15 protein-coding genes are annotated in these 25,326 nt (G+C 66.6%); 5 read left to right on the top strand and 10 right to left on the bottom strand.

Annotated elements, in window-relative coordinates; genetic code table 11:
* Window positions 1–6 precede the first annotated feature (6 nt).
* Entirely contained in the window at window positions 7–657 is a 651-nt protein-coding gene (locus ACCQ10_RS12420; protein ID WP_039407376.1) for a hypothetical protein, read from the top strand.
* A gap of 236 nt (window positions 658–893) precedes the next feature.
* Here ACCQ10_RS12420 and ACCQ10_RS12415 read toward each other — a convergent pair whose 3' ends face one another.
* From ACCQ10_RS12415 to ptsP, 4 genes are all read right to left on the bottom strand, one after another.
* Window positions 894–2,171 (bottom strand): carbohydrate porin, encoded by a 1,278-nt coding sequence (locus tag ACCQ10_RS12415; RefSeq protein WP_372360823.1) that lies wholly within the window; start codon window positions 2,169–2,171, stop codon window positions 894–896.
* A gap of 173 nt (window positions 2,172–2,344) precedes the next feature.
* Window positions 2,345–4,078, bottom strand: coding sequence for a PTS fructose transporter subunit IIC (locus ACCQ10_RS12410; protein WP_372360822.1), 1,734 nt, complete (start codon window positions 4,076–4,078; stop codon window positions 2,345–2,347).
* A gap of 152 nt (window positions 4,079–4,230) precedes the next feature.
* Window positions 4,231–5,187: a 1-phosphofructokinase gene (gene pfkB, locus ACCQ10_RS12405; protein WP_372360821.1), complete on the bottom strand. Its 957-nt coding sequence runs from the start codon at window positions 5,185–5,187 to the stop codon at window positions 4,231–4,233.
* Complete coding sequence (gene ptsP, locus ACCQ10_RS12400) at window positions 5,184–7,700, bottom strand: phosphoenolpyruvate--protein phosphotransferase (protein WP_372360820.1); 2,517 nt, start codon at window positions 7,698–7,700, stop codon at window positions 5,184–5,186. The genes pfkB and ptsP overlap by 4 nt, the downstream gene beginning before the upstream one ends.
* Before the next feature lie 161 nt (window positions 7,701–7,861).
* On the opposite strand from ptsP, the gene ACCQ10_RS12395 reads away from it, so the two are divergent.
* Complete coding sequence (locus ACCQ10_RS12395; protein WP_372360819.1) at window positions 7,862–8,854, top strand: LacI family DNA-binding transcriptional regulator; 993 nt, start codon at window positions 7,862–7,864, stop codon at window positions 8,852–8,854.
* 431 nt (window positions 8,855–9,285) lie between these two features.
* Here ACCQ10_RS12395 and ACCQ10_RS12390 read toward each other — a convergent pair whose 3' ends face one another.
* From ACCQ10_RS12390 to ACCQ10_RS12380, 3 genes are read right to left on the bottom strand one after another with little or no spacing between them, the layout of a single operon-like run.
* Window positions 9,286–12,456 (bottom strand): multidrug efflux RND transporter permease subunit, encoded by a 3,171-nt coding sequence (locus ACCQ10_RS12390; RefSeq protein WP_372360818.1) that lies wholly within the window; start codon window positions 12,454–12,456, stop codon window positions 9,286–9,288.
* Between the two features lie 12 nt (window positions 12,457–12,468).
* Entirely contained in the window at window positions 12,469–13,764 is a 1,296-nt protein-coding gene (locus ACCQ10_RS12385) for an efflux RND transporter periplasmic adaptor subunit (RefSeq protein ID WP_166751160.1), read from the bottom strand.
* 14 nt (window positions 13,765–13,778) lie between these two features.
* Window positions 13,779–14,438, bottom strand: a complete 660-nt coding sequence (locus ACCQ10_RS12380; RefSeq protein ID WP_372360817.1) for a TetR/AcrR family transcriptional regulator — start codon at window positions 14,436–14,438, stop codon at window positions 13,779–13,781.
* Between the two features lie 277 nt (window positions 14,439–14,715).
* Here ACCQ10_RS12380 and ACCQ10_RS12375 point away from each other — a divergent pair, with 277 nt between their 5' ends.
* The gene (locus tag ACCQ10_RS12375; protein WP_372360816.1) at window positions 14,716–19,725 is read left to right on the top strand and encodes an NAD-glutamate dehydrogenase; all 5,010 of its coding nucleotides are present in this window, start codon (window positions 14,716–14,718) and stop codon (window positions 19,723–19,725) included.
* Between the two features lie 517 nt (window positions 19,726–20,242).
* The gene (locus tag ACCQ10_RS12370; RefSeq protein WP_033481698.1) at window positions 20,243–20,539 is read left to right on the top strand and encodes a hypothetical protein; all 297 of its coding nucleotides are present in this window, start codon (window positions 20,243–20,245) and stop codon (window positions 20,537–20,539) included.
* Window positions 20,540–20,807: 268 nt separating this feature from the next.
* On the opposite strand, the gene ACCQ10_RS12365 is transcribed toward ACCQ10_RS12370, so the two are convergent.
* Both ACCQ10_RS12365 and ACCQ10_RS12360 read right to left on the bottom strand, forming a co-directional pair.
* Window positions 20,808–21,809: an NADP-dependent oxidoreductase gene (locus ACCQ10_RS12365; protein WP_372360815.1), complete on the bottom strand. Its 1,002-nt coding sequence runs from the start codon at window positions 21,807–21,809 to the stop codon at window positions 20,808–20,810.
* A 214-nt stretch (window positions 21,810–22,023) separates the two neighbouring features.
* Window positions 22,024–22,812, bottom strand: coding sequence for an SDR family NAD(P)-dependent oxidoreductase (locus ACCQ10_RS12360; protein ID WP_372360814.1), 789 nt, complete (start codon window positions 22,810–22,812; stop codon window positions 22,024–22,026).
* A gap of 177 nt (window positions 22,813–22,989) precedes the next feature.
* Between ACCQ10_RS12360 and ACCQ10_RS12355 the strand changes: the two genes are divergently transcribed.
* On the top strand, window positions 22,990–23,568 hold the full coding sequence (locus tag ACCQ10_RS12355) for a TetR/AcrR family transcriptional regulator (protein ID WP_184440199.1): 579 nt from the start codon (window positions 22,990–22,992) through the stop codon (window positions 23,566–23,568).
* A gap of 173 nt (window positions 23,569–23,741) precedes the next feature.
* On the opposite strand, the gene ACCQ10_RS12350 is transcribed toward ACCQ10_RS12355, so the two are convergent.
* Window positions 23,742–25,175 carry a DHA2 family efflux MFS transporter permease subunit gene (locus ACCQ10_RS12350; protein WP_372360813.1) on the bottom strand — a complete coding sequence of 478 codons (1,434 nt, stop codon included), beginning with the start codon at window positions 25,173–25,175 and terminating at the stop codon, window positions 23,742–23,744.
* Window positions 25,176–25,326: the final 151 nt, after the last annotated feature.

Raw genomic sequence — 25,326 nt, 5'->3', positions numbered from 1 at the left:
GACCTCATGGACAGGCAAGACGCCGCCGCAATGGCGGAAATGATGGCCACGTTGAATGCATCCAACACTTCGTTGCAAGAGACGGTCAAAGTGCTGACGACGCTGGTGGCATCCATGCAGCAGCGCGAACAACGGTTGCGCGAGGTGGTCGCCGAGCAGCTCCAAGTGCTCCAGAACGCGGTGGGCAGCGCCGACTTCAAAGTCAATCGGGTGCTCGAGAACGCACTGCCGCGGCTCACGCAGCTGACCAATCAAGCGTTGACGCAGACGCTGGAACCGGCAGCCAAGCGATTCAACAAAGAAATGGCCACTGCGGATGAGACATTGCAGCAAGCCACTCGACGTTACGCGCAGGCCCAGCAGTCCTTGGAAACAAAGATCACGCGACGCATGGGCATTGCATCCGCCACGATGCTCGTGGCCGGCGTGTTGGGCCTGGGTGCGGTGGCCTACTCGGTTGGCATGATCACCGAAAAGCGAACCGAATTCGCACAGCTTCGGGCGTCCATCGACTACCTGGATCGCGTGTCCCGTGCCGACCTAGCTCCCTGTGGCGAAGACCGGCTCTGCGCCACCTTCGAGAAGAATGGGCCGCGTTACGGCAACCAGCGGCAATACAGAGCGATCAATCTGCGCGCAACATCAGATTCGCAATGATGCGACGTCGTCATTACAGCCACTGGCTTGCGCGCGACAGGGGCGGCTGACAAAGCCACATCGCGTGCGGTCGCGCCTAAGCGGCTCATCGAACCCGTCGGCCATATCCGGCAAATGCCTAACCCAAACGGGTCGACGCAATGGGTTGCACTGCAGTAAATGCAACGCACCCGCCACTCACTTCAGGCAGTGGTGCCCGCCAAGCATGCGAGCAACACGCGCAGCTTCTCTACGGGTCACAGATTCCAGTCTATCCGCATGCCCGCAATCAATGCATTCTTCAGATCGGTGGTGCGGGTGGGTTCGTTGAACTGGTCTGGGTTGATGACGTAATGCAGGTTGGGGGCGATGCGCAGGCGCTTGGTGACCTGGATGCCGTAGCTGAGCTCCATCATGATCTGGTTGTCGGCCGGGGTGCCGGTGCCGCCGGCAGAGGCGCGCGCCAGGCGCAGGTTTTCCAGGGCTTCGTCGCTGTATTTCTGCTGGGTGATCACGAGCGCGATGTTGTCCTGCGGGCGGCTGGCGAAGGTGCCTTTCTGTACCAGGCCCAGTTGCACGAAGTGGTCTTCGATGGCCTGGCCGCCGGTGCTCTTGAGGACGGCGGCAAAGACGGTCAGGCCCTGGGTGCCGGACGGGTCGGGGTTGGTGACCTGTTGTTCGAAACGGCCGAACAGGCCCGAACGGCCTTGCTTGTTTTCATAGCCCAGGCCACTGAGCACGGCGGGGTTGCCGTTGCGGTCGCGCAGCGGGTCTGTGTAGTCGGAGTTGTCCTGCCAGCCGCCGAGTTCGTACATCGCCGCCAGCGTGCCGTCGCCGCCCTTGTTCTTGTAGCCGATGGCGTAGGGCACCACCACGCCGGTGGTGTCGTCGGTGCTCCATTTCAGGCCATGCTGGCCGTCCTGGGCCTGCACCGGGTTCACCTCGTACGCGCCCACGTGCACATAGACCTTGGGCGTGACCCAGGCGGTGGCGTGCGCGGCCCAACTGGAGACCGGCCAGTAGGTGAAGTTGCTGGTGCGGAACACGAAGGTGGGGTTGCCGCAGGCCGAGTTGCCCTGGAAGTACTGGCACAGGTCCGAGCCGAGGAAGTGGATGTTGGCGACGCTGCGGCCGGCTTCCAGTTCCAGGCGGTCGTTGAAGAGTTTTTGCAGCAGGGTGAAGTTGGCCAGGCGCGTGCCCTGGCCGCCGTAGATTTCCTGCACCGAGGTGCTGTTGCCGATGCTGCTGTTGGACAGGTTGGTGCCGTGGCGGTTGGTCACGTACAGCTTCACCGTGGCGCCATTCCAGCCGAACAGGCGGTCCATGTCGACATCGGTGCCGACCATCAGCTGGCCGGCGTAGGCGTCGCCATTCTTGCGGCCGCCATCGATCATCGAGGCGGCTTCGCCGGTGTAGCCCAGCTTGAGCTTGAAGGCATCGGCGGCATCCTGCGCGTGGGCAAAGGAGGGCAGTGCCATGGCAAGCGACAGGCACAGCAGACGATGGGAAGCGCGATGGGAGAGCAGGGCGGACATGGCAGGACTCCGAACAAAGAGGGCGTGGCCGATGTGGCGAACGCGACAGCAAGGGCATGGGCAAGCCGCTGGCGGCGCGCGATCACTACGCGGCGCGGCGGTAACAGCAATCAGGGGTGACGCGCGTCCGGCGCGTCGGATGCGGCGGCAGATGCCTGCCGCCGCGGGTTGGCTCAGGCGACGACGTCGGCCACCGGTTGCTTGAGCACGCGCAGCGCGATGGCAGTGACCACCACACCGGCCAGCAAGGCCAGCACATACATCGCCAGATGGGTCACGGCATTGGGGATCAACAGCACGAAGATGCCGCCATGCGGGGCCTTCAGTTCGGCACCGACCGACATCGAGATCGCGCCGGCCACCGCCGAGCCGATCACCAGCGCCGGGATGGTGCGCAGCGGGTCGCGCGCGGCATACGGAATCGCCCCTTCGGTGACGAAAGCCAGGCCGAGCACACCGGCGGCGGTGGCCGAGCCGCGCTCTTCCAGGGTGAAGCGGTTTCGGAAGACCCAGGTGGCCAGCGCGATACCCAGCGGCGGGGTCATGCCGGCCACCATGGCGGCGGCCATCGGCGTATAGACCTGGCTGGCGATCAGGCCGGTGGAAAACGCATAGGCGGCCTTGTTGACCGGCCCGCCCATGTCGAAGGCCATCATGCCGCCAAGCAGCAGGCCCAGCAGCAGCGCGCTGCTGCCCTGCATGCCGCGCAGCCAGGCGGTGAGCCAGGCCAGCAGGTCCGCCACCGGCTGGCCGAACACGTACATCATCGCCAGCCCGACCAGCAGGGTGCCCAGCACCGGCAGGATCAGCACCGGCTTGAGCCCTTCCAGGTTGCGCGGCAGGCGGATGTAGCGGTTGAGTGCGGCCACGCCGTAGCCGGCGATAAAGCCGGCGATGATTCCACCGAGAAAACCCGCATTGAGGTTGGCGGCGACCAGGCCGCCGATCATGCCGGGCGCGATGCCGGGGCGGTCGGCGATGGAGTAGGCGATATAGCCGGCCAGCGCGGGCACCATCAGGGTGAAGCCGGCCTTGGCGCCGATCTGGAACAGCGACCAGGCCAGCGTGCCCTGGTGCGCGTCGTCGCCGGCGTAGATGCCGCCGAGTGCAAATGCCAGCGCGATCAACAGGCCCCCGGCAGTGACGAATGGCAGCATGAAAGACACGCCGGTCATCAGGTGCTTGTAGGCGCCGGTGCGGCCGTTGGCCTTGCTCGCGGTGGCGCTGGCGGCCGTGCCCGAGGCCGGCGTCGCGCCGCCGTGCACGCTGGCTTCGGCCAGTGCCTTGTTGATCAGCGCCGGGCCGTCGTTGATCGCCGGCTTGGTGCCGCTCTTGAATACGCGCTTGCCAGCGAACCGGGCCAGGTCGACCTCGCGGTCGGCGGCAATGATGACCACATCGGCCGCGCGGATTTCGTCATCGGTCAGCGCGTCCTGCGCGCCCACCGAGCCCTGGGTTTCCACGCGCATCTGATAGCCCAGCTTCTTGGCAGCCTGCTGCAGCCCTTCGGCGGCCATGAAGGTGTGCGCGATGCCGGTGGGGCAGGAGGTGATGGCCACGATGCGCTTGCTGCCGGTGCCGGAGGCTGCCGACCCGACGGCGGAGGCGGGCACGGCCAATTGACCGACCGCTGCGGCCGGGTCGTCCAGCACGGCACCCAGGCTCAGGTGCAGCAACTGTGCGTCGCCGAAGCGCGCGCTGTCGGCATCGGCATCGCCGACCACCAGCACCTGGGTGGCCGCGCTGGTCAGCTCGCTCGGCAAGGCGCCGAGCACGCCCTGGTCGCTGCGGATCTCGATCGTCACGCTGCGCCCGGCGGCGGTGGCCGCACGGCGCAGCGCTTCGGCCGCCAGGACGGCTTCGGTACTGCGTTCGCCGGCGGCGATGACCACGATGGAAGAGGACATGGCAAGACTCCTGCTGTATTGCGGTCGCCGGTGTGGCCGGCGGGGGAATTCGATGGGTTAGGCGTGCGTGCGACGCGTGCCGGGCGTGCCATTGGTCGCTGTGCGCCGTGCGCGTGGCGACCTGCCGTCGGGCCGCACCTGCAGGGACCGGCTCACGACACGGTCTCGATCACGACCTCGGCGGCGGCACGCCGCACGCCGTCGGCGGTGAGTCGGCGTGCGTCGCCGCTTTCCAGCCGGCACATCGAAAACGCCGTGGCCAGCCGCGCGCACTGCGCCAGGTCGGTGGCGGCATCCAGCAGCGCTGCCGCCAGCCCGGCCACCATCGCATCGCCGGCACCGACGCTGCTGCCCTGGGCCAGGCGCGGGGGGCGCGCGATCAGGCGCTGGTCGCGCTGCACGAACAGGGCGCCGTCGGTGCCCATCGAAATGACCACCAGCTGGATGCCGCGCGCGAGCAGTTCGTGCGCAGCGGCGCCGAGCGCGGCGCGGTCGGTCAACGGCCGGCCGGTCCAGGCTTCCAGTTCGTGCCGGTTGGGCTTGACCGCATACGGCAGTGCGTCGCGTGCGGCATCCAGCGCGGCCACCAGCGGCGCGCCGCTGGTATCGAGCAACACCCGCGCGCCGGCCGCGCTGGCCTGGGCCTGCAATCGCGCCCAGCTGTCGGCGGGCAGGCCGGCCGGCAGGCTGCCGGACAGCACCACCGGTAGGCCGGGGCGCAGCAGCGGTGCAAGCTGATCGGCCACGCCTTGCAGGTGCGCGCCGCGCAACCGCAGGCCGGGCAGATTGATGTCGGTGGTGTCGTTGTTGCGCGCTTCCACCAGCTTGAGATTGGTGCGGGTTTCGCCGGACACGCGCTGGCAGTGATCGACGATGCCGCGCTCGCGGAACAGCGCTTCGAACACGCCGGCATTGCCGCCGCCGAGCACGCCGAGTGCGGCGACCTGGCACCCCCAGTCGGCCAGGCAGGCGGCCACGTTGATGCCCTTGCCGCCGGCATCATTGCGCACGCTGCTGGCGCGATGCACGGCGCCGGGTTGCAGGCTGTCGAGCTGGATGGTCTGGTCGATCGCCGGGTTCAGCGTGACCGTGATGGCCTGTAGGCTCATGCCGCGTCCTCGCGCTTGGCTTCCAATGCGCGCACCTGTTCGGCGGTTTCGCAGTCCAGCGCCTGCTCGGCCAACTGCTGCAGCTGGTGCATCGAGGCACCACGCAGGCGCGCCTTCACCGCCGGGATATCGTTGGGCGTCATCGACAATTCCTGCACGCCCAGGCCAGCCAGCAGGCTGGCGCCGAACGCATCGCCGGCCAGGCCGCCGCACACGCCGACCCAGCGGCCGTGCTTGCGCGCGCCTTCAATGGTGCTGCGGATCATGCGCAGTACTGCCGGGTGCAGGCTGTCGGCCTCGGCGGCCAGTTCCGGGTTCTGGCGGTCGATCGCCAGCACGTACTGGGTGAGGTCGTTGGTGCCGATCGAGAAGAAGTCTGCATGGCGCGCCAGCACGTCGGCCTGGGCGGCGGCGGCCGGCACCTCGATCATGATGCCGATCGGCACCTCCGGCGCCTCGAGCTCGGCGCGGAGGCGTGCGCAGATGTCGCGCAGGGCGATCAGCTCCGGCACCGAGGTGATCATCGGGAACATGATCGACAGCCGCGCCCCATCCTTGGCCGCGCGGTACAACGCACGCAGCTGCGGCTCCAGCAGGTCGGGGCGGCGCAGCAACAGGCGCGCACCACGCACGCCCAGGAACGGGTTTTCTTCGTGCGGCAGTTCCAGATGTGCCACCTGCTTGTCCCCGCCGATATCCAGCGCACGCACGATCAACGGGCGGCCATCCAGTGCCTGTGCCATCGCCAGGTAGGTGGCGTGCTGTTCGTCTTCGCTGGGGGTGCGGCCGCTTTCCAGGAACAGGAATTCGGTACGCATCAGGCCCACGCCTTCGGCGCCCTGGGTCAGCGCCATCGCCACCTGGTCGGGCAGGTTGACGTTGGCGCCGATGTCGATGTGGTGGCCATCGGTGGTTGCGGCCGGCAATGCGCGCTGCGCGGCTTCGCGCTCGCGGATGGCCTGCTGCTCGGCGATGTGGGTGCGGGCCGCGTCCAGATCCTGCGCGGAGGGGTTGAGGTATAGGCGCCCGTTGCTGCCGTCGATGATGGCGGTGACGCCGTCTTCGATATCCAGCAATTGGCCGCCTGCCGCCACCAGCGCCGGCAAGCCCAGGGTGCGCGACAGGATCGCGGTATGCGAGGTCGGCCCGCCCTGCGCGGTGGCCAGGCCAAACACGCGGGCGGTATCCAGATTGGCGGTGTCCGAGGGCGACAGGTCGCTGGCCAGCAGGATGCATGGCTGCTCGGGCAGGTCGGTCAGCCCGGCGCCGGCAGCGGCCGGGTCGAGCTGGGCCAGCACGCGGCGGCCGACATCGCGCAGGTCGGCCGCGCGGCCGGCCAGCACCGGGTTGCCCAGCGCGGCCAGGCCGGAGGCCATCTGTTCGACCGCCTGATGCCACGACCAGGCCACGCCGTGGCCTTCGACCATCAGCTGGCAGGTGCGGGTGATCAGGTCGGTGTCGTTGAGCAGTTCGGCCTGGGCCTTGAAGATGGCCGCGTCCGAGGCGCCAAGGCGGCGCTGGGTGTCGTCCTGGATGGCCGCCAGCTGCTGGCGGGTGCGGGTCAGCGCGTCGTGCAGCAATGCGCCGCCATCCCCCAGACCCACCGGTTGATCGGCCACGTCGGTCTGCGCGGCGCGCAGGCGGTGCACGATGCCGATCGCCACGCCCGGGCTGGCGCCGATCCCGACGATGGCCGGCTGCGCCTGTGGCGGGGTCCAGCCGACCACCGGCGCGGCGCGGCGCTGCGCGGCACGCTCGGCGTCGGCTTTTTCCTGCGCGGTCAGGCTGTCCATCACGGCGCGCAGGCGCTTGAGCAGGGCGGGTGCATCAGCGCCTTCGGCCGAAACGGTGATGCTGTCGCCGGCACGCAGGCCCAGCTGCAACAGGCCGACCAGGCTCTTGGCATCGGCGGCCTGGGCGCCAGCGCGTACTTGCGCCCGCGCGGAGAAGCCGCGGGCGGTCTCGGCCCAGCGGGTGGCCGGGCGGGCGTGCAGGCCGCTGGGATAGGTAATCGTCCACTCGAAGCGTTCGGCCAGGTCGCTGGCGGGCGCGGCGCTGGCGTCTGGCGCGCGGTCGCCGGTGAGCGCGGCCACGATGACGGCGGGGTCGTCGGTGCTGAACAGCGCTTCCAGCTGGGCCGGATCCTGGATCAGCCGGGTCAGGCGGCGCAGCAGGGTGATGTGGGTGTCGGACTGGGCGGCAATGCCGACCACCAGGCGGGTGGTCTGGCCGGGGTTCCACTCCACGCCGTCGCGCAGCTGCAGGACGGCGATGCCGTCGCGGCGCACCAGATGGCGGTCTTCGCCCACCCCATGCGGGATGGCCAGGCCGTGGCCCAGGAACGTGTTCGCCAGGCCTTCGCGGCGGCGCATGCTGGCGTCGTAGCCGGGCGCCACGCAGCCGGCGGCCACCAGCAACTGCGCGGCCTGGGCAATGGCATCGTCCTTGTCGCGGGCCTGCGCATGCAGACGGATGAGCTCGGGAGTCACGGGGGCGGGCGACGGAGAGGACAAGGCGGGCTCCGATTGGGGGATCAGGCTGGAAAGTATAGTGGGAACGTTCCCACGTTTCAGGTCAATGTGCGGTGCACAAAATCCTTGTAGTGCTTTCGGGTTAGGATCAGAGGCGACACCGCACCTGGGTCAGGTGCGCAAATGGAGCGGGAACGGTCCCAGTGAGTATCAGCATCAATGACGTGGCCCGGGTGGCCGGTGTGTCCAAGTCCACGGTCTCGCGCGCCCTGGGTACCGGGCCGGTGAGCGAGGAGGTGCGGGCCAAGGTCGAGGCTGCCGTCCGCCAGACCGGCTATCGCCCCAACCTGATGGCGCGACGGCTGCGCTCCCAGCAGTCCGGCATCCTGGGCGTGATCGTGGCCGACATCCGCAACCCGTACTTCACTGCGCTGATCCGCTCGGTGGAAGAGGTCGCTTACCGTGCCGGTATGCGCGTGACCCTGTGCAATACCGATGAAGATCCCGAGCGCGAGGCGCTGTATCTGGAGCTGATGCAGGAAGAACGCATCACCGGGCTGATCTTCGCCCCGACCCGGGTCACCGTGGGGCGCATGCACGAACTGGCCCTGGATTACCCCACCGTGCTGGTCGACCGTGCCGGCCCCGGCAGCCGCTACGACAGTGTGGTGCTGGACAACGCCGCGGCCATGGGCGAGCTGGTGGCGCATCTGCAGGGGCAGGGCTACCGGCGCATCGGCGGGTTGTTCGGCAGCACCAGCACCACGGCGGCCGAGCGCCGCGACGGTTACCAGGCCGCGATGCGCGCGCAAGGCCTGAGCCCGGATTACCGCGAAGTGGCACCCACCGCCGAGGCGGCCATTGTCGAGCTGGAGCGGTGGCTTGCCAACGATGACCGCCCCGAAGCGATTGTCACCAGTAACAGCCTGCTGTTGATGGGGGCGCTGAAGGCCGCACGCACGGCCGGCCTGCGCCTGCCCGACGACCTAGCCCTTGCCGGGTTCGACAACGAGCGCTGGACCGATCTGGTCGAGCCGGGCATCACCGTGGTCGAACAGCCGATCGAAGACATGGGCCGCGCGGCGATGTCGCTGCTGCTCGAGCGGCTGAGCAACCCGCAATTGCCGATCCGCCGCATGGTCATGACCGGGCGCTGCGTGGTGCGCGGCTCCACCGGCACGCGCCCGCGCACCTAGCCGCCGTCGTCGTAGGAGCGCACCCGGGCGCGACCGGCGTTACCGGTACAGCCCGTCGCGCCCGGGTGCGCTCCTACAACGGCGTGGCCGTCGTCGCGGATCGCGCTGTGCGGGTCTTTTCCAATCACGCCATGTCACCAATCCCCGCCACCCCGTAGGAGCGCACCCGGGCGCGACGGGGGGATCGGTGGAGCCCATCGTGCCCAGGGGCGCTCCTACAAGTGCCTGGCGGGTGTTGCGGATCGCGCAGTGCGGCCTTGCCCGAGCACGGCATGTCACCAATCCCCCATCGTAGGAGCGCACCCGGGCGCGATGGGCGTTGTCGGTCATGCCCGTCGCGCCCGGGTGCGCTCCTACGGGACATCACTGTTGCGCAGGCCAAAAAAAGCCCCGGCATTGCCGGGGCTTTTCGTTCTACGCCCTGTCCGGGATCAACGATCCGGGCGATGCGTGCCTGAGTCGTTCTGTGCGACCAGATATTCCTTGGACTGCTCGTCCAGCTTGTCGCCCAGCATGCGGCGTACCACCACGAAGAACAGCGGGATGAAGATCACGCCGAGCACGGTGGCGAACACCATGCCGCCGATCACGCCGGTACCGATGGAGTGACGCGAGTTGGCGCCGGCACCGGTGGAAATGGCCAGCGGCAACACACCCAGGATGAACGCGAACGAAGTCATCAGAATCGGGCGGAAACGCAGATGCGCCGCTTCCAGGGTTGCCTCGCGCAGGGTCTTGCCCGCCGCGCGCTGCTCCACCGCAAATTCCACGATCAGGATCGCGTTCTTCGCAGCCAGACCAATGACCGTGATCATGCCGATCTTGAAGTACAGGTCGTTCGGCAGGCCGCGGAGCATCGAGAACACGATCGCACCCAGCACGCCGATCGGCACTACCATCAGCACCGCCACCGGGATCGACCAGCTCTCGTAGAGTGCGGCCAGGCACAGGAACACCACCACCACCGACAATGCCAGCAGCAGCGTCGCTGCGTTACCGGCAATGATTTCCTGGTACGACATGCCGCTCCAGTCGAAACCGAAGCCCGGTGGCAGGTCGTTGTTGACGATCTCTTCCATCGCCGTCATCGCCTGACCGGAGCTGCCGCCCGGCGCCGGGTTGCCGACGATGTTGACCGCCGAATACCCGTTGTAGCGGTTCAATGCCGGCGAGGCGTAGGTCCATTCGGCCTTGACCACGTTGCTCAGCGGAATCATCCCGGGTTGGCCATCGGCGCCTACCGCGGTCGTGCTCGGGCTGAAGAAGTTGCGCAACGACTCGGGGCCGGTGCGGAACTGGTCGTCGGAGCGGATGTTGACGCGCTTGATGCGGCCTTCAGAGAAGTAGTCGTTGACATACACCGGTGCCAGCATCAGCTGGATCGAGTTGTAGATGTCGCTGACATCCAGTCCCATCGACTGCGCCTGCACACGGTCCACCGACAGCTGCAGCTGCGGCGCGTCTTCCAGTCCGTTCGGGCGCACGCCCACCATGGTGTCGGCCTTTTCGGCAGCCTTGCCCAGCACGATGTTGCGCGCCTGGGTCAAGGCCTCCTGGCCTGCGCCGGAGCGGTCCTGCAGCCACATGTCGAAGCCGCCGAACTGGCCCAGGCCCTGCACGGTGGGCAGGTTGACCACGAAGATCTGTGCGCCCTTGATGCCGTAGAACATGCCGTTGAGCTGCTTGATCAGCTCCTCCGCGGTCACATCGCGCTCTTCCCACGGTTTGAGCCGGATGAAGCCCATGCCCACGTTTTCGCCCGAGCCCAGGAAGCTGAAGCCGGCGATCTGCAGCATGCCCTCCACGGCCGGCTGCTTCTCCAGCACCGCACGCATCTGCGCAAAGGTCTCGTTGGTGCGGATCTTGGTGGCGCCCGGCGGCAGCTGCACGATGGCCAGCGCAAAGCCCTGGTCTTCTTCGGGCAGGAAGCTGCCCGGCATGCGGGTGAACAGGAAGCCGCACAACACCACCAGCACCACGAACACGATCATCCACGGCGGCGAGCGCTTCAAGGTGTGGCCAACCACGCCCACGTAGCGATGCGCCAGCTTGTCGTAGTACTTGTCGAAGGTGCGGTAGATCCAGTTCTTCTTGGTCGAGTGGGTCGACTTGAGGAAGGCGCCGCACAACGCCGGTGTGAAGCTCAACGCCAGGAACGCGGAGAACCCCATCGACATGGCGATGGTCAGCGCGAACTGCTTGTAGATCGCGCCCGATGCGCCGGGCTGCAGCGAGGAAGGAATGAACACCGCCGCCAGCACCACGGTGATGGCAACCACCGCGCCGGTGATCTGGGTCATCGCCTTCTGCGTGGCTGCCTTGGGCTCCAGATGCTCCTCGCTCATGATGCGTTCGACGTTCTCGATCACCACGATCGCGTCATCGACCACGATGCCGATCGCCAGCACCATCGCGAACAGCGTCAGCTGGTTGATGGTGAAGCCGATCACGTACATGCCAAAGAAGGTGCCCAGCAGCGCGACCGGAATCACCAGGGTCGGGATGACCGTGGCGCGGAAGTTCTGCAGGAACAACAGCATCACCAGGAACACCAGTACGATGGCTTCCACCAGCGTGTGGATCACTTCCTCGATGGAGATGCGCACGAAGGTGGTCGACTCGTACGGCGCAAACCAGCTCACACCCTGCGGGAAGGTGGGCTGCAGCTCGTCGAGCTTGGCGCCCACTGCCTCTGACACGTTCAGTGCATTGGCGCCCGGCAGCAGCTGGATGCCGAAGGCACCGGTGGGCTTGCCGTTGTACTGGGTGTCGAAGCCGTAGTTGCTCGGCCCCACGGTCACGCGTGCGACATCCTTCAAACGCACCGTCGCGCCAGTGGTGTCGGTGCGCAGGATGATGTTTTCGAATTGTTCGGGCGAGCTGAACCGGCCTTCCGCCGAGACGGTGGCGGTGAAGCTGATGCCTTCCGGGGTCGGGTCGGCGCCGACAGAGCCGGCGGCGAACTGCACGTTCTGGTTGCGTACCGCGGTCAGCACCTGGGTGGCCGACAGGTTGTAGCCCTGCAGCTTCTCCGGGTTCAACCAGATGTTCATCGCGTACTCGGCGCCGAACTGGTTGGTGCTGCCCACGCCGGGCACGCGCGAGATCTGTTCGAGCACGCGCGAACCGACGATGTCGTTGAGCGCGTCGCGGTCGATCGACGGGTTGTCCGAGCGCAGCGCCGCCACCATCAGGAAGCCGGCGTTGGCCTTGGCCACCACCACGCCCTGCTGGGTCACTTCCGAGGGCAGGCGCGGCGTGGCCAGCGACACCTTGTTCTGCACCTGCACCTGCGCGATGTCGGGGTCAGTGCCGGTTTCGAAGGTCAGGGTGATGGTGACGCGGCCGTTGGCGGCCGAGGACGAGTTGAAATACAGCAGGTGGTCGATACCGGTGAGCTGCTGCTCGATGACCTGCGTCACCGCTTTTTCGGATGTATCGGCGCTGGCGCCGGGGAAGTTGGCGGTGACAGTGACCTGCGGTGGGGCGATCGTCGGGTACGACTCGATACCCAGATTCAGGATCGAGATCACGCCCGCAAGCGAGATCAGGATCGCCACCACCCAGGCAAAGACCGGGTGTTCGATAAAAAACTTAGGCATGTCCGGGTTCCGTCACTGCTGCTTGGACTGGGAGTCGGCCGGCTGCGCCGCCGCATCGGGCTTGGGTTGCGCTTGCGCCGCCGGTGCGGCTGCATCGGCCTTGTCGGCTGGCGGAGCGGCCTGCGTCTGGCCGCCCTGGGCTGCGGCCGCAGCGCCTGGCTGGCCACCTTGCGCGGGTTTGTTCGGATTCCACGCAACGCCCTTGGCCGGCTGGCCTTCCTTGGCCTTCTGCACGCCGTCCACGATGACCTGGTCGCCCGGGGCCAGGCCGCCGGTGACGATCCACGCGCCCTTTTGCTGACCATCCACGGTGAGGTTCTTGCGCGCCACCTTGCCGTCCTTGCCCAGCACCAGCACGAAGGCGCCCAGGGCGTCACGTTGCAGGCCCTGCTGCGGCACCAGATAGGCGTTGTTGCGCTGGCCGAGGCTGGCCTTGAAGGTGACGAAGGCACCCGGCAGCAGCGACAGTTCCGGGTTGGGCAGGGTGGCACGCAGCGACACCGCACCGGTGCTGGGGTCCACCGTCACCGCCGACACGTCCAGCGTGCCGGGGTGCTGGTATTGGGTGCCGTTGCCCAGTTCCACGTTGATGGTGGACTTGCCGTCGCCGCTGAGCTGCACGTTGCCGCTGCTCTGGGCCTGGCGCAGCGAGGCCAGCTCTTCGCTGCTCATCGCGAAGTTCACGTACAGCGGGTCGATCTGGTCGACCGTGGTCAGCAAGGTGGCTTCGCCGGCACCGACCAGGGCGCCTTCGGTCACCCGCTGGATGCCGGCGCGGCCGGTGATCGGCGAGGTGACGCTGGCGAAGCCCAGCTGGATCCGGGCGGCCTCGACCGCGCCGCGCGCCTGCTGCACGTTGGCGCCGGAGGAGCGCTCGGTGGCTTCGGCGTTATCGATGTCCGCACGCGAGACGTATTGCTGCGGCGCCAGGCTGCGCGCGCGCTTGGCGGCGATCTGGGCATTGGCATAGGTCGCTTCGGCCGCGGCGAGCTGGCCCTGGGCCTGCAGCAGGGTGGCCCGCAGCGGCATCGGGTCGATCTCGAACAGCGGCTGGCCTTCCTTGACGTCGGTGCCTTCGGTGTACAGGCGCTTGAGCAGCACCCCGTCCACGCGGGCGCGCACGTCGGCCGAGCGGAACGCCGACAGGCGGCCCACCAGGTCGCGTTCCAGCGGCAGCGTCTGCGGCTTCATTTCCAGCACCGACACTTCCGGCGGCGGCGGCGCCTGCTGCTGTTCGGGCTTGCTGCAGGCAGCGAGCGCCGCGGTGATGGCCAAGGCCAGGCCGAAGGTGCGGAGCGGGGCAATCATCAGGAGGAACTCCGTTAGGGTCTTGAAGTGAGAAAAGAAAGCGGGGCCGGCGCAGGCGCGGCAGGTGTCGCGGCAAACGCCCGCAAAAAGGTGTCGACGGCGAACTGCGCCCACTGCTGCCTGGCGGGCAGGCCGGCGCGATGGGGAACCTGAAACCGTTGGCGATCGAAATCCAGCCCCACGATCATGCTCAGCAGCAGCTCGGCCATGAAGTGCGGATCGTCATGGCGCAGCTGACCGGCCGCCATGGCCTGTTCGAAGCGATGCGCCAGACGTCGCTGCATGCCGACCACGCCTTCGTGGAAAATTTGCCGGTACTGATCCGGGAACCGATGCGACTCGGCTTCCAGCAGACGACAGGTCTGTAGCACATCCGGGCTGTTCAGACGGTCAAGATGGGCCAGGGCAAAGGCCAGCAGGTCCTCGCGCAGATCGCCGGAGACCGCGTCCAGCGGCACCGTGGCCAGGTGCACGTGGTCCTGCAGCACATCGCGCAGCAGGTTCTCCTTGCAGCCATAGTGACTGTAGAGCGTCTGCTTGGAACAGCCGGCGCGCTCGGCCACCGCGTCCATGCTCAGCCGCATTCCGCGTTCGGCAAGCAAGGTATGCACGGCAGCATGGATGCGGCGATCGCAGTCCGAACGCCGGGCAGCACGGGGGGGGCGAGGGGTCATGGCGGTAGACTATACCGTCCAGTTTAGTTTTTAAACAGCCTTGACGTAGGCCGTCCTGTCTGTACAACGCCTTGTGTGCCAAGCGTCGCGCCGGACTTTGCCGGATCTGGCGATCGGCGGCGGCGCCCGGCCGGGCAGCGGCGGGAAACTTCAGACCCATACGGCTTCTGCACCCCCGCGATGCCTGCCGGGCGCTGAGCATTTGCGCTATGCAGCAAGGCGTCGTCACGGTCCATCGGTACAATTCAGCTTTCCTACCGAGCATCCCAGCGCTCTCATGACAGCCAAGAAAGCCGCTCCGAAATCGTCCACGACGTCGGTCAAACCGGTCGCCGAACGTGCCGTCCCCGTGCTTGCCACCGAACCGCAGGCGGTCACCCTCGAGCCGGTGTTTGCCGCACTGCGCAAGCGCTACCCGGCGGCCCGCCAGGGCGAGGTCCAGGCGTTCGCCGCCGACTTCTACCGGCGCATGGAAGAAGACGAGTTTCCCAATCATCCGCCCGAGCAATGGGCGGCGCTGGCGTCGGACATGCTGGAGTTTGCCCGCGTACGCAAGGCCGGCACGGTCAACGTGCGCGTGTTCAACCCCACCCTGAAGAGCCACGGCTACGAGTCGCCGCATACGCTGCTGCAGATCGTCAACGACGACATGCCGTTCCTGGTGGACTCGGTCAGCATGACCCTGTCGGACCTGGGCATCGGTGTGCACGTGCTGGGTCACCCGGTGCTGCGCATCGCGCGCGACAAGGCCGGCAAGCTGACCGCGGTGGGCGAGGGCAAGAGCGAATCGCTGATGGTGCTGGAGATCGACCGCCAGCCGGCCGATGAGATGCCCAAGGTGGAAGCGGCGGTGCGCAAGGTGCTGGCCGAGGTGCGCGCCATCGTGCAGGACTGGGCCGCGATGCGCGAAAAGATGGTGATGCTGGCCGACGACCTGGCCACCCGCCGCCTTCCCATCGACGACATCAGCCGCCACGAGGCGCAGGAGTTCCTGCGCTGGGCCGCCGCCGACCACTTCACCTTCTTCGGCTACCGGGAATACCGCGTGGAGAAGCAGGGCGGCCAGGATGTGCTGGCCCCGGTGGAAGAGACCGGCCTGGGCCTGATGCGCGGCCACGACACCTCGCCGGCGCGCCCGGTGACCACCCTGGCCGCGCACGGCCTGAATGCCTCGTCCAAGCTCAAGGACGCCTTGATCCTGACCAAGACCAATGCGCGCTCGCGCGTGCACCGCGTTGGCTACATGGATTACATCGGCATCCTGGAATTTGATGCCAAGGGCCGCATCGTCGGCGAGCAGCGCTTCCTGGGCCTGTTCACCTCCAGTGCCTACAACCGCCGCCCGTGGGAAATTCCGCTGGTGCGCCAGCGCCACGAATACGTGATGAGCAAGTCGGGGCTGACCCCGAGCAGCCACAGCGGCAAGGCGTTGCGCCACATCCTGGAAACGCTGCCGCGCGAGGAGCTGTTCCAGTCCAACGAGGAAGAGCTGTACCGCACGGCGATCGGCATCCTGGGGCTGCAGGAGCGTGTACGCAGCCGCATGTTCCTGCGCCGCGACAAGTACAGCCGCTTCATTTCCGCCTTGGTGTACATCCCGCGCGAGCGCTTCAATACCGATGTGCGCCTGCGCATCGAAGGCCTGTTGAAGGACGCGCTGCATGGCGAGTACATCGATTCGAGCGTGGTGCTGGGCGAATCGCCATTGGCGCAGCTGCATCTGATCGTGCGCCCCAAGAGTGGCGAGGCGCTGGAGTTCAATACCACCGAACTCGAATCGCGACTGGCGCACCTGCTGCGCAACTGGCGCGACGCCCTGCGCGAAGCGCTGGTGGCGCGCCACGGCGAGGCCAACGGCCTGCGCATGGCGGCCAACTTCGGCCGCGCGCTGCCGGCCGGCTACATCGAGGACTCGTCGATCGAGTCGGCGGTGTCCGATGTCGAGCACCTGGCCACGCTGGATGGTCCCGATGACCTGCATCTGAGCCTGCAGGAAATCCGTCGCGACGACGGCATGCGCCTGGATGCGGGCGAAGGCCTGCGCCTGAAGCTGTACCGTCAGCTTGACGACATTCCGTTGTCCGACGCGATGCCGATGATGGAAAACATGGGCCTGCGCGTGATCTCCGAGCGGCCGTATCGGCTGCAGGTGGGCGAAACGCCGGTCTACATCCAGGATTTCGAGGTCGAATCCACCGCCGGCAAGATCAACGCGGCCAACGCCGATGCCAGCTTCGGTGAAGCCTTCGAGCGCATCTGGAACGGCGATGCGGAAAACGACGGCTTCAATCGCCTGATCCTGGCCGCCGGCCTGCACTGGCGTCAGGTCGCGTTGCTGCGTGGCTACTGCAAGTACCTGCTGCAGACGGCGGTGCCGTTCTCGCAGGCCTACGTGGAAGCCACCTTTACCCGTTACCCGTTGCTGGCGCGCCTGTTGGTGGAACTGTTCGAAGCGCGCTTCGACCCGTCCACCGGCAGCGAGACCAAGGCGCAGATCTTTGCCGGCCAGGAGCGCCTGCGCGAAGAGTTGTCTGCGCTGGCCGCTGGCGACGAGGCCACGCTCAAGGCGCTGGAGCCGGTGCTCGAGGCCCGCGGCGGCGATCGCGCCGCGCAGCAGGAAGCCACCCGCGCCACGCTGCTGAAGCTGATGGACCGCGTCTCCAGCCTGGACGAAGACCGCATCCTGCGCAGCTTCATCGATGTGATCGATGCGACGCTGCGCACCAACTATTACCAGACCGACAAGCAGGGCAAGCACGCCCATTGCATCAGTTTCAAGCTGGATTCGGCGCGGGTGCCGGACCTGCCCAAGCCGCGTCCGTATCGCGAGATCTTCGTCTATGGCCCGCGTGTGGAAGGCGTGCATCTGCGCTTTGGCGCGGTGGCGCGTGGCGGCCTGCGCTGGTCCGACCGCCGCGAGGATTTCCGCACCGAGGTGCTGGGCCTGGTCAAGGCGCAGATGGTCAAGAACACGGTCATCGTGCCGGTGGGCGCCAAGGGCGGTTTCTACGTCAAGCGCTCGCCGGTGGGCGGGGACCGTGATGCGATCCAGGCCGAAGGTATCGCCTGCTACAAGCTGTTCATCCAGAGCCTGCTCGATATCACCGACAACATCGTCGGCGGCAAGATCGTGCCGCCGCCGCAGGTGGTGCGTCACGACCAGGACGACCCGTACCTGGTGGTCGCCGCCGACAAGGGCACCGCGACCTTCTCCGACATCGCCAATGGGCTGGCGCTGGACCATGGTTTCTGGCTCGGCGATGCGTTCGCCTCTGGCGGCTCGGTCGGTTACGACCACAAGGGTATGGGCATCACCGCGCGTGGCGCATGGGAGTCGGTCAAGCGCCACTTCCGTGCGATGGGACGCGATTGCCAGAGCCAGGATTTCAGCGTGGTCGGCATCGGCGACATGTCCGGCGACGTGTTCGGCAACGGCATGCTGCTCTCACGGCATATCCGCCTGCTGGCCGCGTTCGACCACCGGCATATCTTCCTCGACCCGTCGCCGGATGCCGCTGCGTCCTTCGCCGAGCGCGAGCGCCTGTTCAAGCTGCTGCGTTCCAGCTGGGCGGACTACGACGCCAAGCTGATCAGCGCCGGTGGCGGCATCTATCCGCGCACCCTGAAGTCCATCGACATCAGCGCGCCGGTGCGCGAGGCATTGGGGTTGGAGTCCAACGTCAAGCAGCTCTCGCCCAACGAGCTGATGAACGCCATCCTCAAGGCGCCAGTGGACCTGTTCTGGAACGGCGGCATCGGCACCTACGTCAAGGCTGCCAGCGAATCGCATGCCGATGTGGGCGACCGCGCCAACAACGGCTTGCGCGTCAATGGCGGTGAGCTGCGCTGCAAGGTGGTGGGCGAGGGCGGCAACCTGGGCCTGACCCAGCTGGGCCGCATCGAAGCCGCGCAGACCGGCGTGCTGCTCAACACCGACTTCATCGACAACTCGGCCGGCGTGGACACCTCCGACCACGAGGTGAACATCAAGATCCTGCTCAACGACATGGTGCAGGCCAAGAAGCTCACCTATGACGCGCGCAACAAGCTGCTGGCGTCGATGACCGACGAAGTGGCCGACCTGGTGCTGTGGGACAACTACCGGCAGAACCAGGCGATCAGCCTGATGGAGCGCATGAGCGTCAAGCGGCTGGGCTCCAAGCAGCACTTCATCCGCACGCTGGAACTGCAGGGCCTGCTCGATCGCCAGATCGAGTTCCTGCCCTCCGATGCCGAGCTGTCGGCACGCAAGGCACGCGGGCAGGGCTTGTCGCGTCCGGAACTGTCGGTGCTGCTGTCGTACTCCAAACTGGTGGCGTTCCAGCAGCTGCTGGAATCGGACATCCCGGAAGACCCATACCTGTCCAAGGAATTGCAGCGTTACTTCCCGCAGCCGCTGCAGAAGAAGTACGCCGATGCGATGGAGCGCCACCGCCTCAAGCGCGAAATCATCGCCACTGCGGTGACCAACACCACCATCAACCGCATGGGCGCCACCTTCCTGATGCGCATGCAGGAAGACACCGGCCGCAGCATCGCCGAGGTCGCCAAGGCTTACACCATCAGCCGCGAAACGCTGGATGCGCGCGCGCTGTGGACGCAGATCGATGCGCTGGACGGCAAGGTGCCCGAGTCGGTGCAGATCGATGCACTGGAAGTGATCTGGCGCCTGCAACGCTCGTTCGTGCGTTGGCTGCTGCTGCGTCCGGGCCAGATGCCGGGCATCACGGCGGCGGTGGAGCGTTACCACGGCCCGTTCAACGACATCCGTGTCGCCTCGGGCGTGTTGTCCGATACGCAGCGACCGCTGTACGAAGCCAGCGTGCAGGAGTGGCAGGACAAGGGACTGCCGCCGCAACTGGCGCAGCAGCTGTGCGAATTGCGGTACCTGGAACCGGCGTTCGACATCATCGAAACCGCCCGCACCCGCAAGCTCAAGCCGGTGGAAGTGTCCAAGGTGCATTTCCGCCTGGGCGACGCGCTGCGGCTGCCGTGGTTGTTCGAGCAGATCGACGCGCTGGAGGTCAACGGCCGCTGGCATGCGGTGGCGCGTGGTGTGCTGCGCGACGAACTGGCCGCGCATCAGCGTGCATTGGTGGGCCAGGTGCTGACCATGCCCGGCAGCAGTGCCGAGGACAAGGTGGCCAACTGGCTGGCGCGCGACGATTCCAGCCTGCGCTTCACCCTGGCCATGCTGGCCGATGTGGCCGAGCAGAAGACGCTGGACTACCCGACCGTGTCGGTGGCGGTGCAGCGGCTTGGGCAGCTGGCGGCGCACGGGATGTAATGACGTGCAGCGAGGTGATGGCGGAGCAGGTGCTTCGTCATCACCTAGGCTGAGCTGGTGCAGTTATGGAGTTGTCTGCCCATGCACAAGGCGGCCCAAGGGTCGCCTTGTTTACGTGCGGAATTGCTCCGTACGATCGCGAGCCCAATGCGTCGTCCGGGTGTCGGCCAATCGCGTGGTCCACATCCGGTCAGCGACGACACGCGCGCTGCCTTTCTGTGAGCATGTCTGCATGCCAGAGGCATGTCAGACGACGCACGCGAGTAGGTGAACAATCCCAGGCTTCTTGACACTCTCGAATAGTCCGATGAGTATCGCTTAGCTGCAGTAGATCCTGCAGACGGGTGTGGAAGCCCGAAATCCAAGGCGCACGAGCGCCGGTCAACGATGGCGGTGCTCTCCACTATCCAAGGAGATCCTCATGCCGCGTACCAATCCTGTCCATTCGGCCACTACTGCAACCGCCTCGCAGCCGACCGCCCATACCGTGGCCGATCATGGTGATGCGCGTGAGGACGTGTTCTTCCGTCGCCTGTCCGAGTCACGTGGTGCGGAAGCCACCAACGGCCTGCATTGGTCCGATCTGCCGATGCAATTTGGCCTGGCTCTCAAATGCGCGCATATCGATCACTGCTTGCTCGGGCTGCAGGGCGTGTTGGAGATGCTGCACGCCGGTGAGGCGGCCCGCGAGGCGGGTCAACCTGGCCTGGGTGGCGAGCTCACCGATCGCCTGCTCTACGCGTCGCGTGCGCTGGCTGCGTCGGGAAAGGATTCGCTGCATGCGTTGCAGGAACGTCTTGCAGCTGCATCGTAAGGTGCAGTGCGAACGTCGGTCATCAACGGCGTCGGACTTCCTCCATTCTGGCTGCGAGCAGCGTTGTTGGCGGGAGACCCGGATGCGCTGGACCGAATTGCGCTCAAGGTTTAGCGATTGAGTGATACAGCGCAGGTGGCGCTCATCGATGGCGACCTGCGCACGAATGCCGCGATAGTGTGGTCATCAGTGACTGAATGGCATTCGCCGTCGGTGCGACCTTTCGCATGCGTGGGTCTGCACCGATTGCCGTGACCAGTTCACTGCCTTATCTGATCTTGACGACCACCTTGCCCTTGGCGCGGCCTTGCGCCAGATACTCCAGCGCCTGCTTTGCCTGGTCGAACGCAAACACCGTGTCGATGACCGGGCGGATGCGTTCGGCTTCGAGCAGTTCGCCGAGTTTGGCCAGTTGCGTGCCGTCCGGGCGAACGAACAGGAATGCGTAGGACACGTCGCGCTTTTTGGCCAGGCGTTTGATCTTGCGGCTCATCAGCCCGAACACCAGCGTCAGCAGACCGTTCAAGCGCCGGGCGCGGGCGAAGGCCGCATCCAGTGGGCCGACGAGCGAGATGATCTTGCCGCCCGTCCTCAAGATGCCGAGCGATTTTTCCAGCGTATCGCCCTTGGTGGTGCCGAGTACCACGTCGTAGCCGCGCAGCACGTCTTCGAATTTCTGGGTCTTGTAATCGATCACCTCATCGGCGCCAAGGCTGCGCACCAGCGGCACATTGCCGGTACTGGTGGTGGTGCCCACGTGCGCGCCGATCTGCTTTGCGAGCTGGATGGCGAAGGTGCCGATGCCACCGGAGCCGGCGGGAATGAAGACCTTCTGGCCGTGCTGCAGTCTGGCGCGCTCCGTGAGCGCCTGCCAGGAGGTGAGCCCGACCATGGGAATGGAGGCGGCCTGCACGAAGTCCAGATTCGCCGGTTTCAGTGCGGCAGCGCTTTCGGGCACCACCGCAAATTCTGCGAGCGTGCCGGTGCCCAGATCGAACACGCTGGCGAAGACCGCATCGCCCTTCTTGAAGCGGGTGACGCGGCTGCCAACCTCGGTGACGATGCCTGCCAGATCGCTGCCCAGGGTGGCGGGCAGGTCGAAGGTGAGAATGGGTTTGAAGGTGCCGGCCATGATCATGTTGTCGACCGGGTTGACCGATGCAGCGTGCACCTCGACCAGCAATTCGTTGGGCTTGGGGGTCGGGCGTGGCAGCTCGGAAAAACCGACTCCGGGCGATTTGCCATAGCGCTGAAAGGTGAGTGCTTTCATGTGGTTGGAATCCAATCCTGTCGTCGGGATGAGTGACGGGTGCCCGAACCGCGGCTGCCGTCACCTGCCGTGCTCGCAACTCATTGGGTGCAGCTTGAGTGCCACGGGAGCGTTTGGTGGAATGACTGCTGGCGGCACGAGGCGCATCGGCATGCGCCTAGCCTGCCTGCCGCGGCGGCGGCATTGGCTACTGGCAGTGCACGGGGTTGAATCATCAGGGGCGTAGCTGGTAGCGCTCGGCTGCAGTCGCCTGCTTCAGATCGGACAACACTCCCTGACGTGCGCCCTCCAGTGCGTCCCAACGCTCGGCCACCTGCAGCGGCGGAATGGTCACCAGCTCGCGACGGTCGAAGCCGACCAGCGCGGCATCCACGAGTTCGCCAACATCCATCAGGTCGCTGAGCGTGTTGATGTCGATCCCTGCACGCTCCCAGATCTCGGTGCGCGTGCCGGCCGGCAGTACTGCCTGCACGTACACGCCCTTGGCACCCAGCTCCAGGTGCAGGCCTTGCGACAGGAACAGCACGAAGGCCTTGGTGGCGCCATACACGCTCATGCCGAATTCGGGAGCGAAGCCCACCACCGAGCCGAGGTTGACGATCGCGCCGCTGCCGGACTGCGCAAAGCGCGGGGCGACCGCAGCGGAAAGACGCGTCAGGGCAGTGATATTGAGCGCGATCAGGCATTCGATCGTGTCGGCGTTCTGCTCCAGGATGCCGCCGGACTGGGCGATGCCGGCGTTGTTGATCAACACGCCGATCTGCGCATCGTCGCGCAGGCGCGCCTCGACCTTGCCGACATCGGCCGGCTGGGTGAGGTCGGCCTGCAGCACATCGACGCTGATGCCGTGTGCGCCCTGCAGACGCGTGGCAAGCGCATCCAGGCGTGCCTGGTCGCGTGCGACCAGTACGAGGTCGTGGCCGCGTTGTGCGAAGCGTTCGGCGTAGACGGCGCCGATCCCGGCGGAGGCGCCAGTGATGAGGACAGCAGAACGTGGGGACATGGGAAACCTTGGCAGGAGGGGGAGCCGAAACGGAATGTGCGTGTCGCCCGGTCGCGCGGGACGCAACCGGGCAAGTGCCAATGATTGCCTTCATCATCTATAAGGTCAAGGTTTTGATGACGAGCGGCATCAATGTATGCTGGGCCTTTCGAGGAGGGTCCTCGTTAGAGGTTGGACATGAAGGTCAGCAAGGCGCAGGCACAGGCCAACCGAGCCCATGTGGTCGCCACCGCGTCCAGGCTGTTTCGCGAGCGGGGCTATGACGGCGTCGGGGTGGCGGACCTGATGGGCGCGGCCGGTTTTACCCATGGCGGCTTCTACAAGCAGTTCCGGTCCAAGGCGGCGCTGATGGCCGAGTCCGCTGTCTGCGGCATCGCACAGACGGTGGAGCAGAGCGCCCAGGTCGACGCGTCCGAATTCGTCAACCTGTATGTTTCGCGCTCACATCGCGACAACCCGGCAACCGGGTGCACGATGGCCGCGTTGGGCGCCGATGCCGCACGTCAATCGGAAGAAGTTCGAGCCGCCTTTGCAGACGGCATCGAGCGCATCGTGGCCGGGCTTGCCGCACACGACACTCAGGCAGGCGACGATGAGGCGGCGGCAACGCGTGCCAGGCAGCTGGACCTGATGGCGCACGCCGTCGGTGCCATCGTGCTGTCCAGGGCGTGCCCTGACGACTCTCCGCTTGCCGACGACATTCTTGCTGCCTGCCGACACGCGATCCTGGCCGCCCTGCCGCCTTCTGGCGCATAGGCGGGGCGCTGGCTGGATGCTGCGCCGTCCCGAAGCTGTGGCGGAGCGGCGCATCCTGCCCGCCCTGATGCGGTCACGTGCGACAGACGTTCGTGTTCCCGCGATTCAACGGGTGCCGCGGCACGTCATGTGCCCCACATGCACGTAATGCGCGTGCAAGGCGCCGGGATCGTTCAGCACTTGGCGCGGTGCCCACTCATTTCCTGTCCGGCATCCTTGTCGAAACGCACATGCCACCAGGTGGCACTGAGCGAGATCAGGCTGACCACGCAGAACGCCAGCGAGAAATCGCGCTGCGCCGGTTGGGTGTGGTCGCCGGCCAGCATGGCCAGTTTGAGGATCATCGCGCCGGCACACACGCCCACCGAGAGCATCAGCTGCTGCAAGGTGGTGTACAGGCTGCTGGCGCGGCTCATGCGCGCGCTGGGCACGTTTTCGTAGGCGATGGTGTTGTAGGCGGCGAACTGGAACGACATGAAGGCGCCGCAGCACAGCAGCAGGCCGAACATCAGCGCCGCTGGCCAGTCGGGGCGGAACAGCGCGCACACCATGTAGCCCAGGCTGGCCAGCACGCCATTGCCGATCAGGCTGTTGCGGTAGCCGAAGCGGCGCAGCAGCTGCGGGGTGATGCTGCGCATCAGCAGCGCGCCCAGTGCGGTGGCCAGGATCAGGCGGCCGCTGTGCGCGGCGCTCATGCCGAAGCCGATCTGGAACAGCAAGGGCAGCAGGAAGGGATGCGCGCCCTGGGTGATGCGCATCAGTGCGCCGCCGATCACCGACAGCCGGAACGAATCGATGCGCAGCAAGCTCAGGTCCAGCAACGGGGCGGGGTGGTTGCGCGCATGCCAAAGATAGCCCAGCGCAGCGGCCGCGCCGGTGGCCAGCAACCAGCTGGCCACGCCGATGCCGTCGTCCTGGCTGACCATTTCCAGGCCGAACAACAGGCAGCCCAGCGCCACGCCGCACAGCACGAAGCCGCGCAGATCGAAACGTGTTGGCGCAGTCTCGGTGGGAATCTCCGGGATGAACCGGCGCACCAGCAGGAAGCCGGCGATGCCGATCGGCACATTGATGTAGAAGATCCAGCGCCAGTCCAGATACGAAACGAAGAACCCGCCCAGCGGCGGCCCCAGCATCGGGCCGATGAAGGCGGGCACCAGGGTCCAGGCCATCGCAGAGACCAGATGGCGGCGCTCTACCGTGCGCAGCAGGATCAGCCGGCCGAGCGGGGCCATCATCGCGCCGCCAGCGCCCTGCAGCACGCGTGCGGCCACCATGGTGGGCAGGCTGTCGGCCAGCGAACACAGGATCGAGCCGGCGACGAACACCCAGATCGAGGCGCCGAACACGCGGCGCAGGCCGAAGCGGTCGGCGATGGCGCCGCTGGCCGGGATCAGCACCGCCAGCGCCAGCAGATAGCTGGTCATGGCGATGCTCATGGCCGGCGCGGCCACGCCGAAGTCGCGCGCCAGTGTAGGCAACGCAGTCGCCAGCACGGTGGCATCCATCTGCTCCATGAAGATGGCGCAGGCCAGGATCAGCGAAATGATGCGGTAGTCGGGATAACGCGGCGGGGCGGTGCCGGCGTCGGACACGCTGGAAGACATCGGACTCTCGGTTGCGGGGCTGCATCGACGGCGCCAGTGGGGCATCCGGATCGGCCCGCGTCGCACGGTGTTGTGCGGCGCAACATGGGTATTGTCCGCTGGTGGGGGGCGGGGTTCAAGGGCACTTGGGCAACAGTGCGTGCTTGTCGAT

Origin of the sequence: Xanthomonas sp. NCPPB 1325, from assembly GCF_041477645.2 — a bacterium.
Classification (GTDB): Bacteria; Pseudomonadota; Gammaproteobacteria; order Xanthomonadales; family Xanthomonadaceae; genus Xanthomonas; species Xanthomonas cannabis.
Note: the sequence above shows the minus strand (reverse complement) of the source record. Positions and strands in the feature narration are given on the sequence as shown.

Bases quoted from the DNA above. Each gene is read 5' to 3' on its own strand.
- ACCQ10_RS12420 (WP_039407376.1), top strand. From the start codon at position 7: ATGGACAGGCAAGACGCCGCCGCAATGGCGGAAATGATGGCCACGTTG.
- ACCQ10_RS12415 (WP_372360823.1), bottom strand. From the start codon at position 2,171: ATGTCCGCCCTGCTCTCCCATCGCGCTTCCCATCGTCTGCTGTGCCTG.
- ACCQ10_RS12410 (WP_372360822.1), bottom strand. From the start codon at position 4,078: ATGTCCTCTTCCATCGTGGTCATCGCCGCCGGCGAACGCAGTACCGAA.
- pfkB (WP_372360821.1), bottom strand. From the start codon at position 5,187: ATGAGCCTACAGGCCATCACGGTCACGCTGAACCCGGCGATCGACCAG.
- ACCQ10_RS12390 (WP_372360818.1), bottom strand. From the start codon at position 12,456: ATGCCTAAGTTTTTTATCGAACACCCGGTCTTTGCCTGGGTGGTGGCG.
- ACCQ10_RS12385 (WP_166751160.1), bottom strand. From the start codon at position 13,764: ATGATTGCCCCGCTCCGCACCTTCGGCCTGGCCTTGGCCATCACCGCG.
- ACCQ10_RS12380 (WP_372360817.1), bottom strand. From the start codon at position 14,438: ATGACCCCTCGCCCCCCCCGTGCTGCCCGGCGTTCGGACTGCGATCGC.
- ACCQ10_RS12375 (WP_372360816.1), top strand. From the start codon at position 14,716: ATGACAGCCAAGAAAGCCGCTCCGAAATCGTCCACGACGTCGGTCAAA.
- ACCQ10_RS12365 (WP_372360815.1), bottom strand. From the start codon at position 21,809: ATGAAAGCACTCACCTTTCAGCGCTATGGCAAATCGCCCGGAGTCGGT.
- ACCQ10_RS12360 (WP_372360814.1), bottom strand. From the start codon at position 22,812: ATGTCCCCACGTTCTGCTGTCCTCATCACTGGCGCCTCCGCCGGGATC.
- ACCQ10_RS12355 (WP_184440199.1), top strand. From the start codon at position 22,990: ATGAAGGTCAGCAAGGCGCAGGCACAGGCCAACCGAGCCCATGTGGTC.
- ACCQ10_RS12350 (WP_372360813.1), bottom strand. From the start codon at position 25,175: ATGTCTTCCAGCGTGTCCGACGCCGGCACCGCCCCGCCGCGTTATCCC.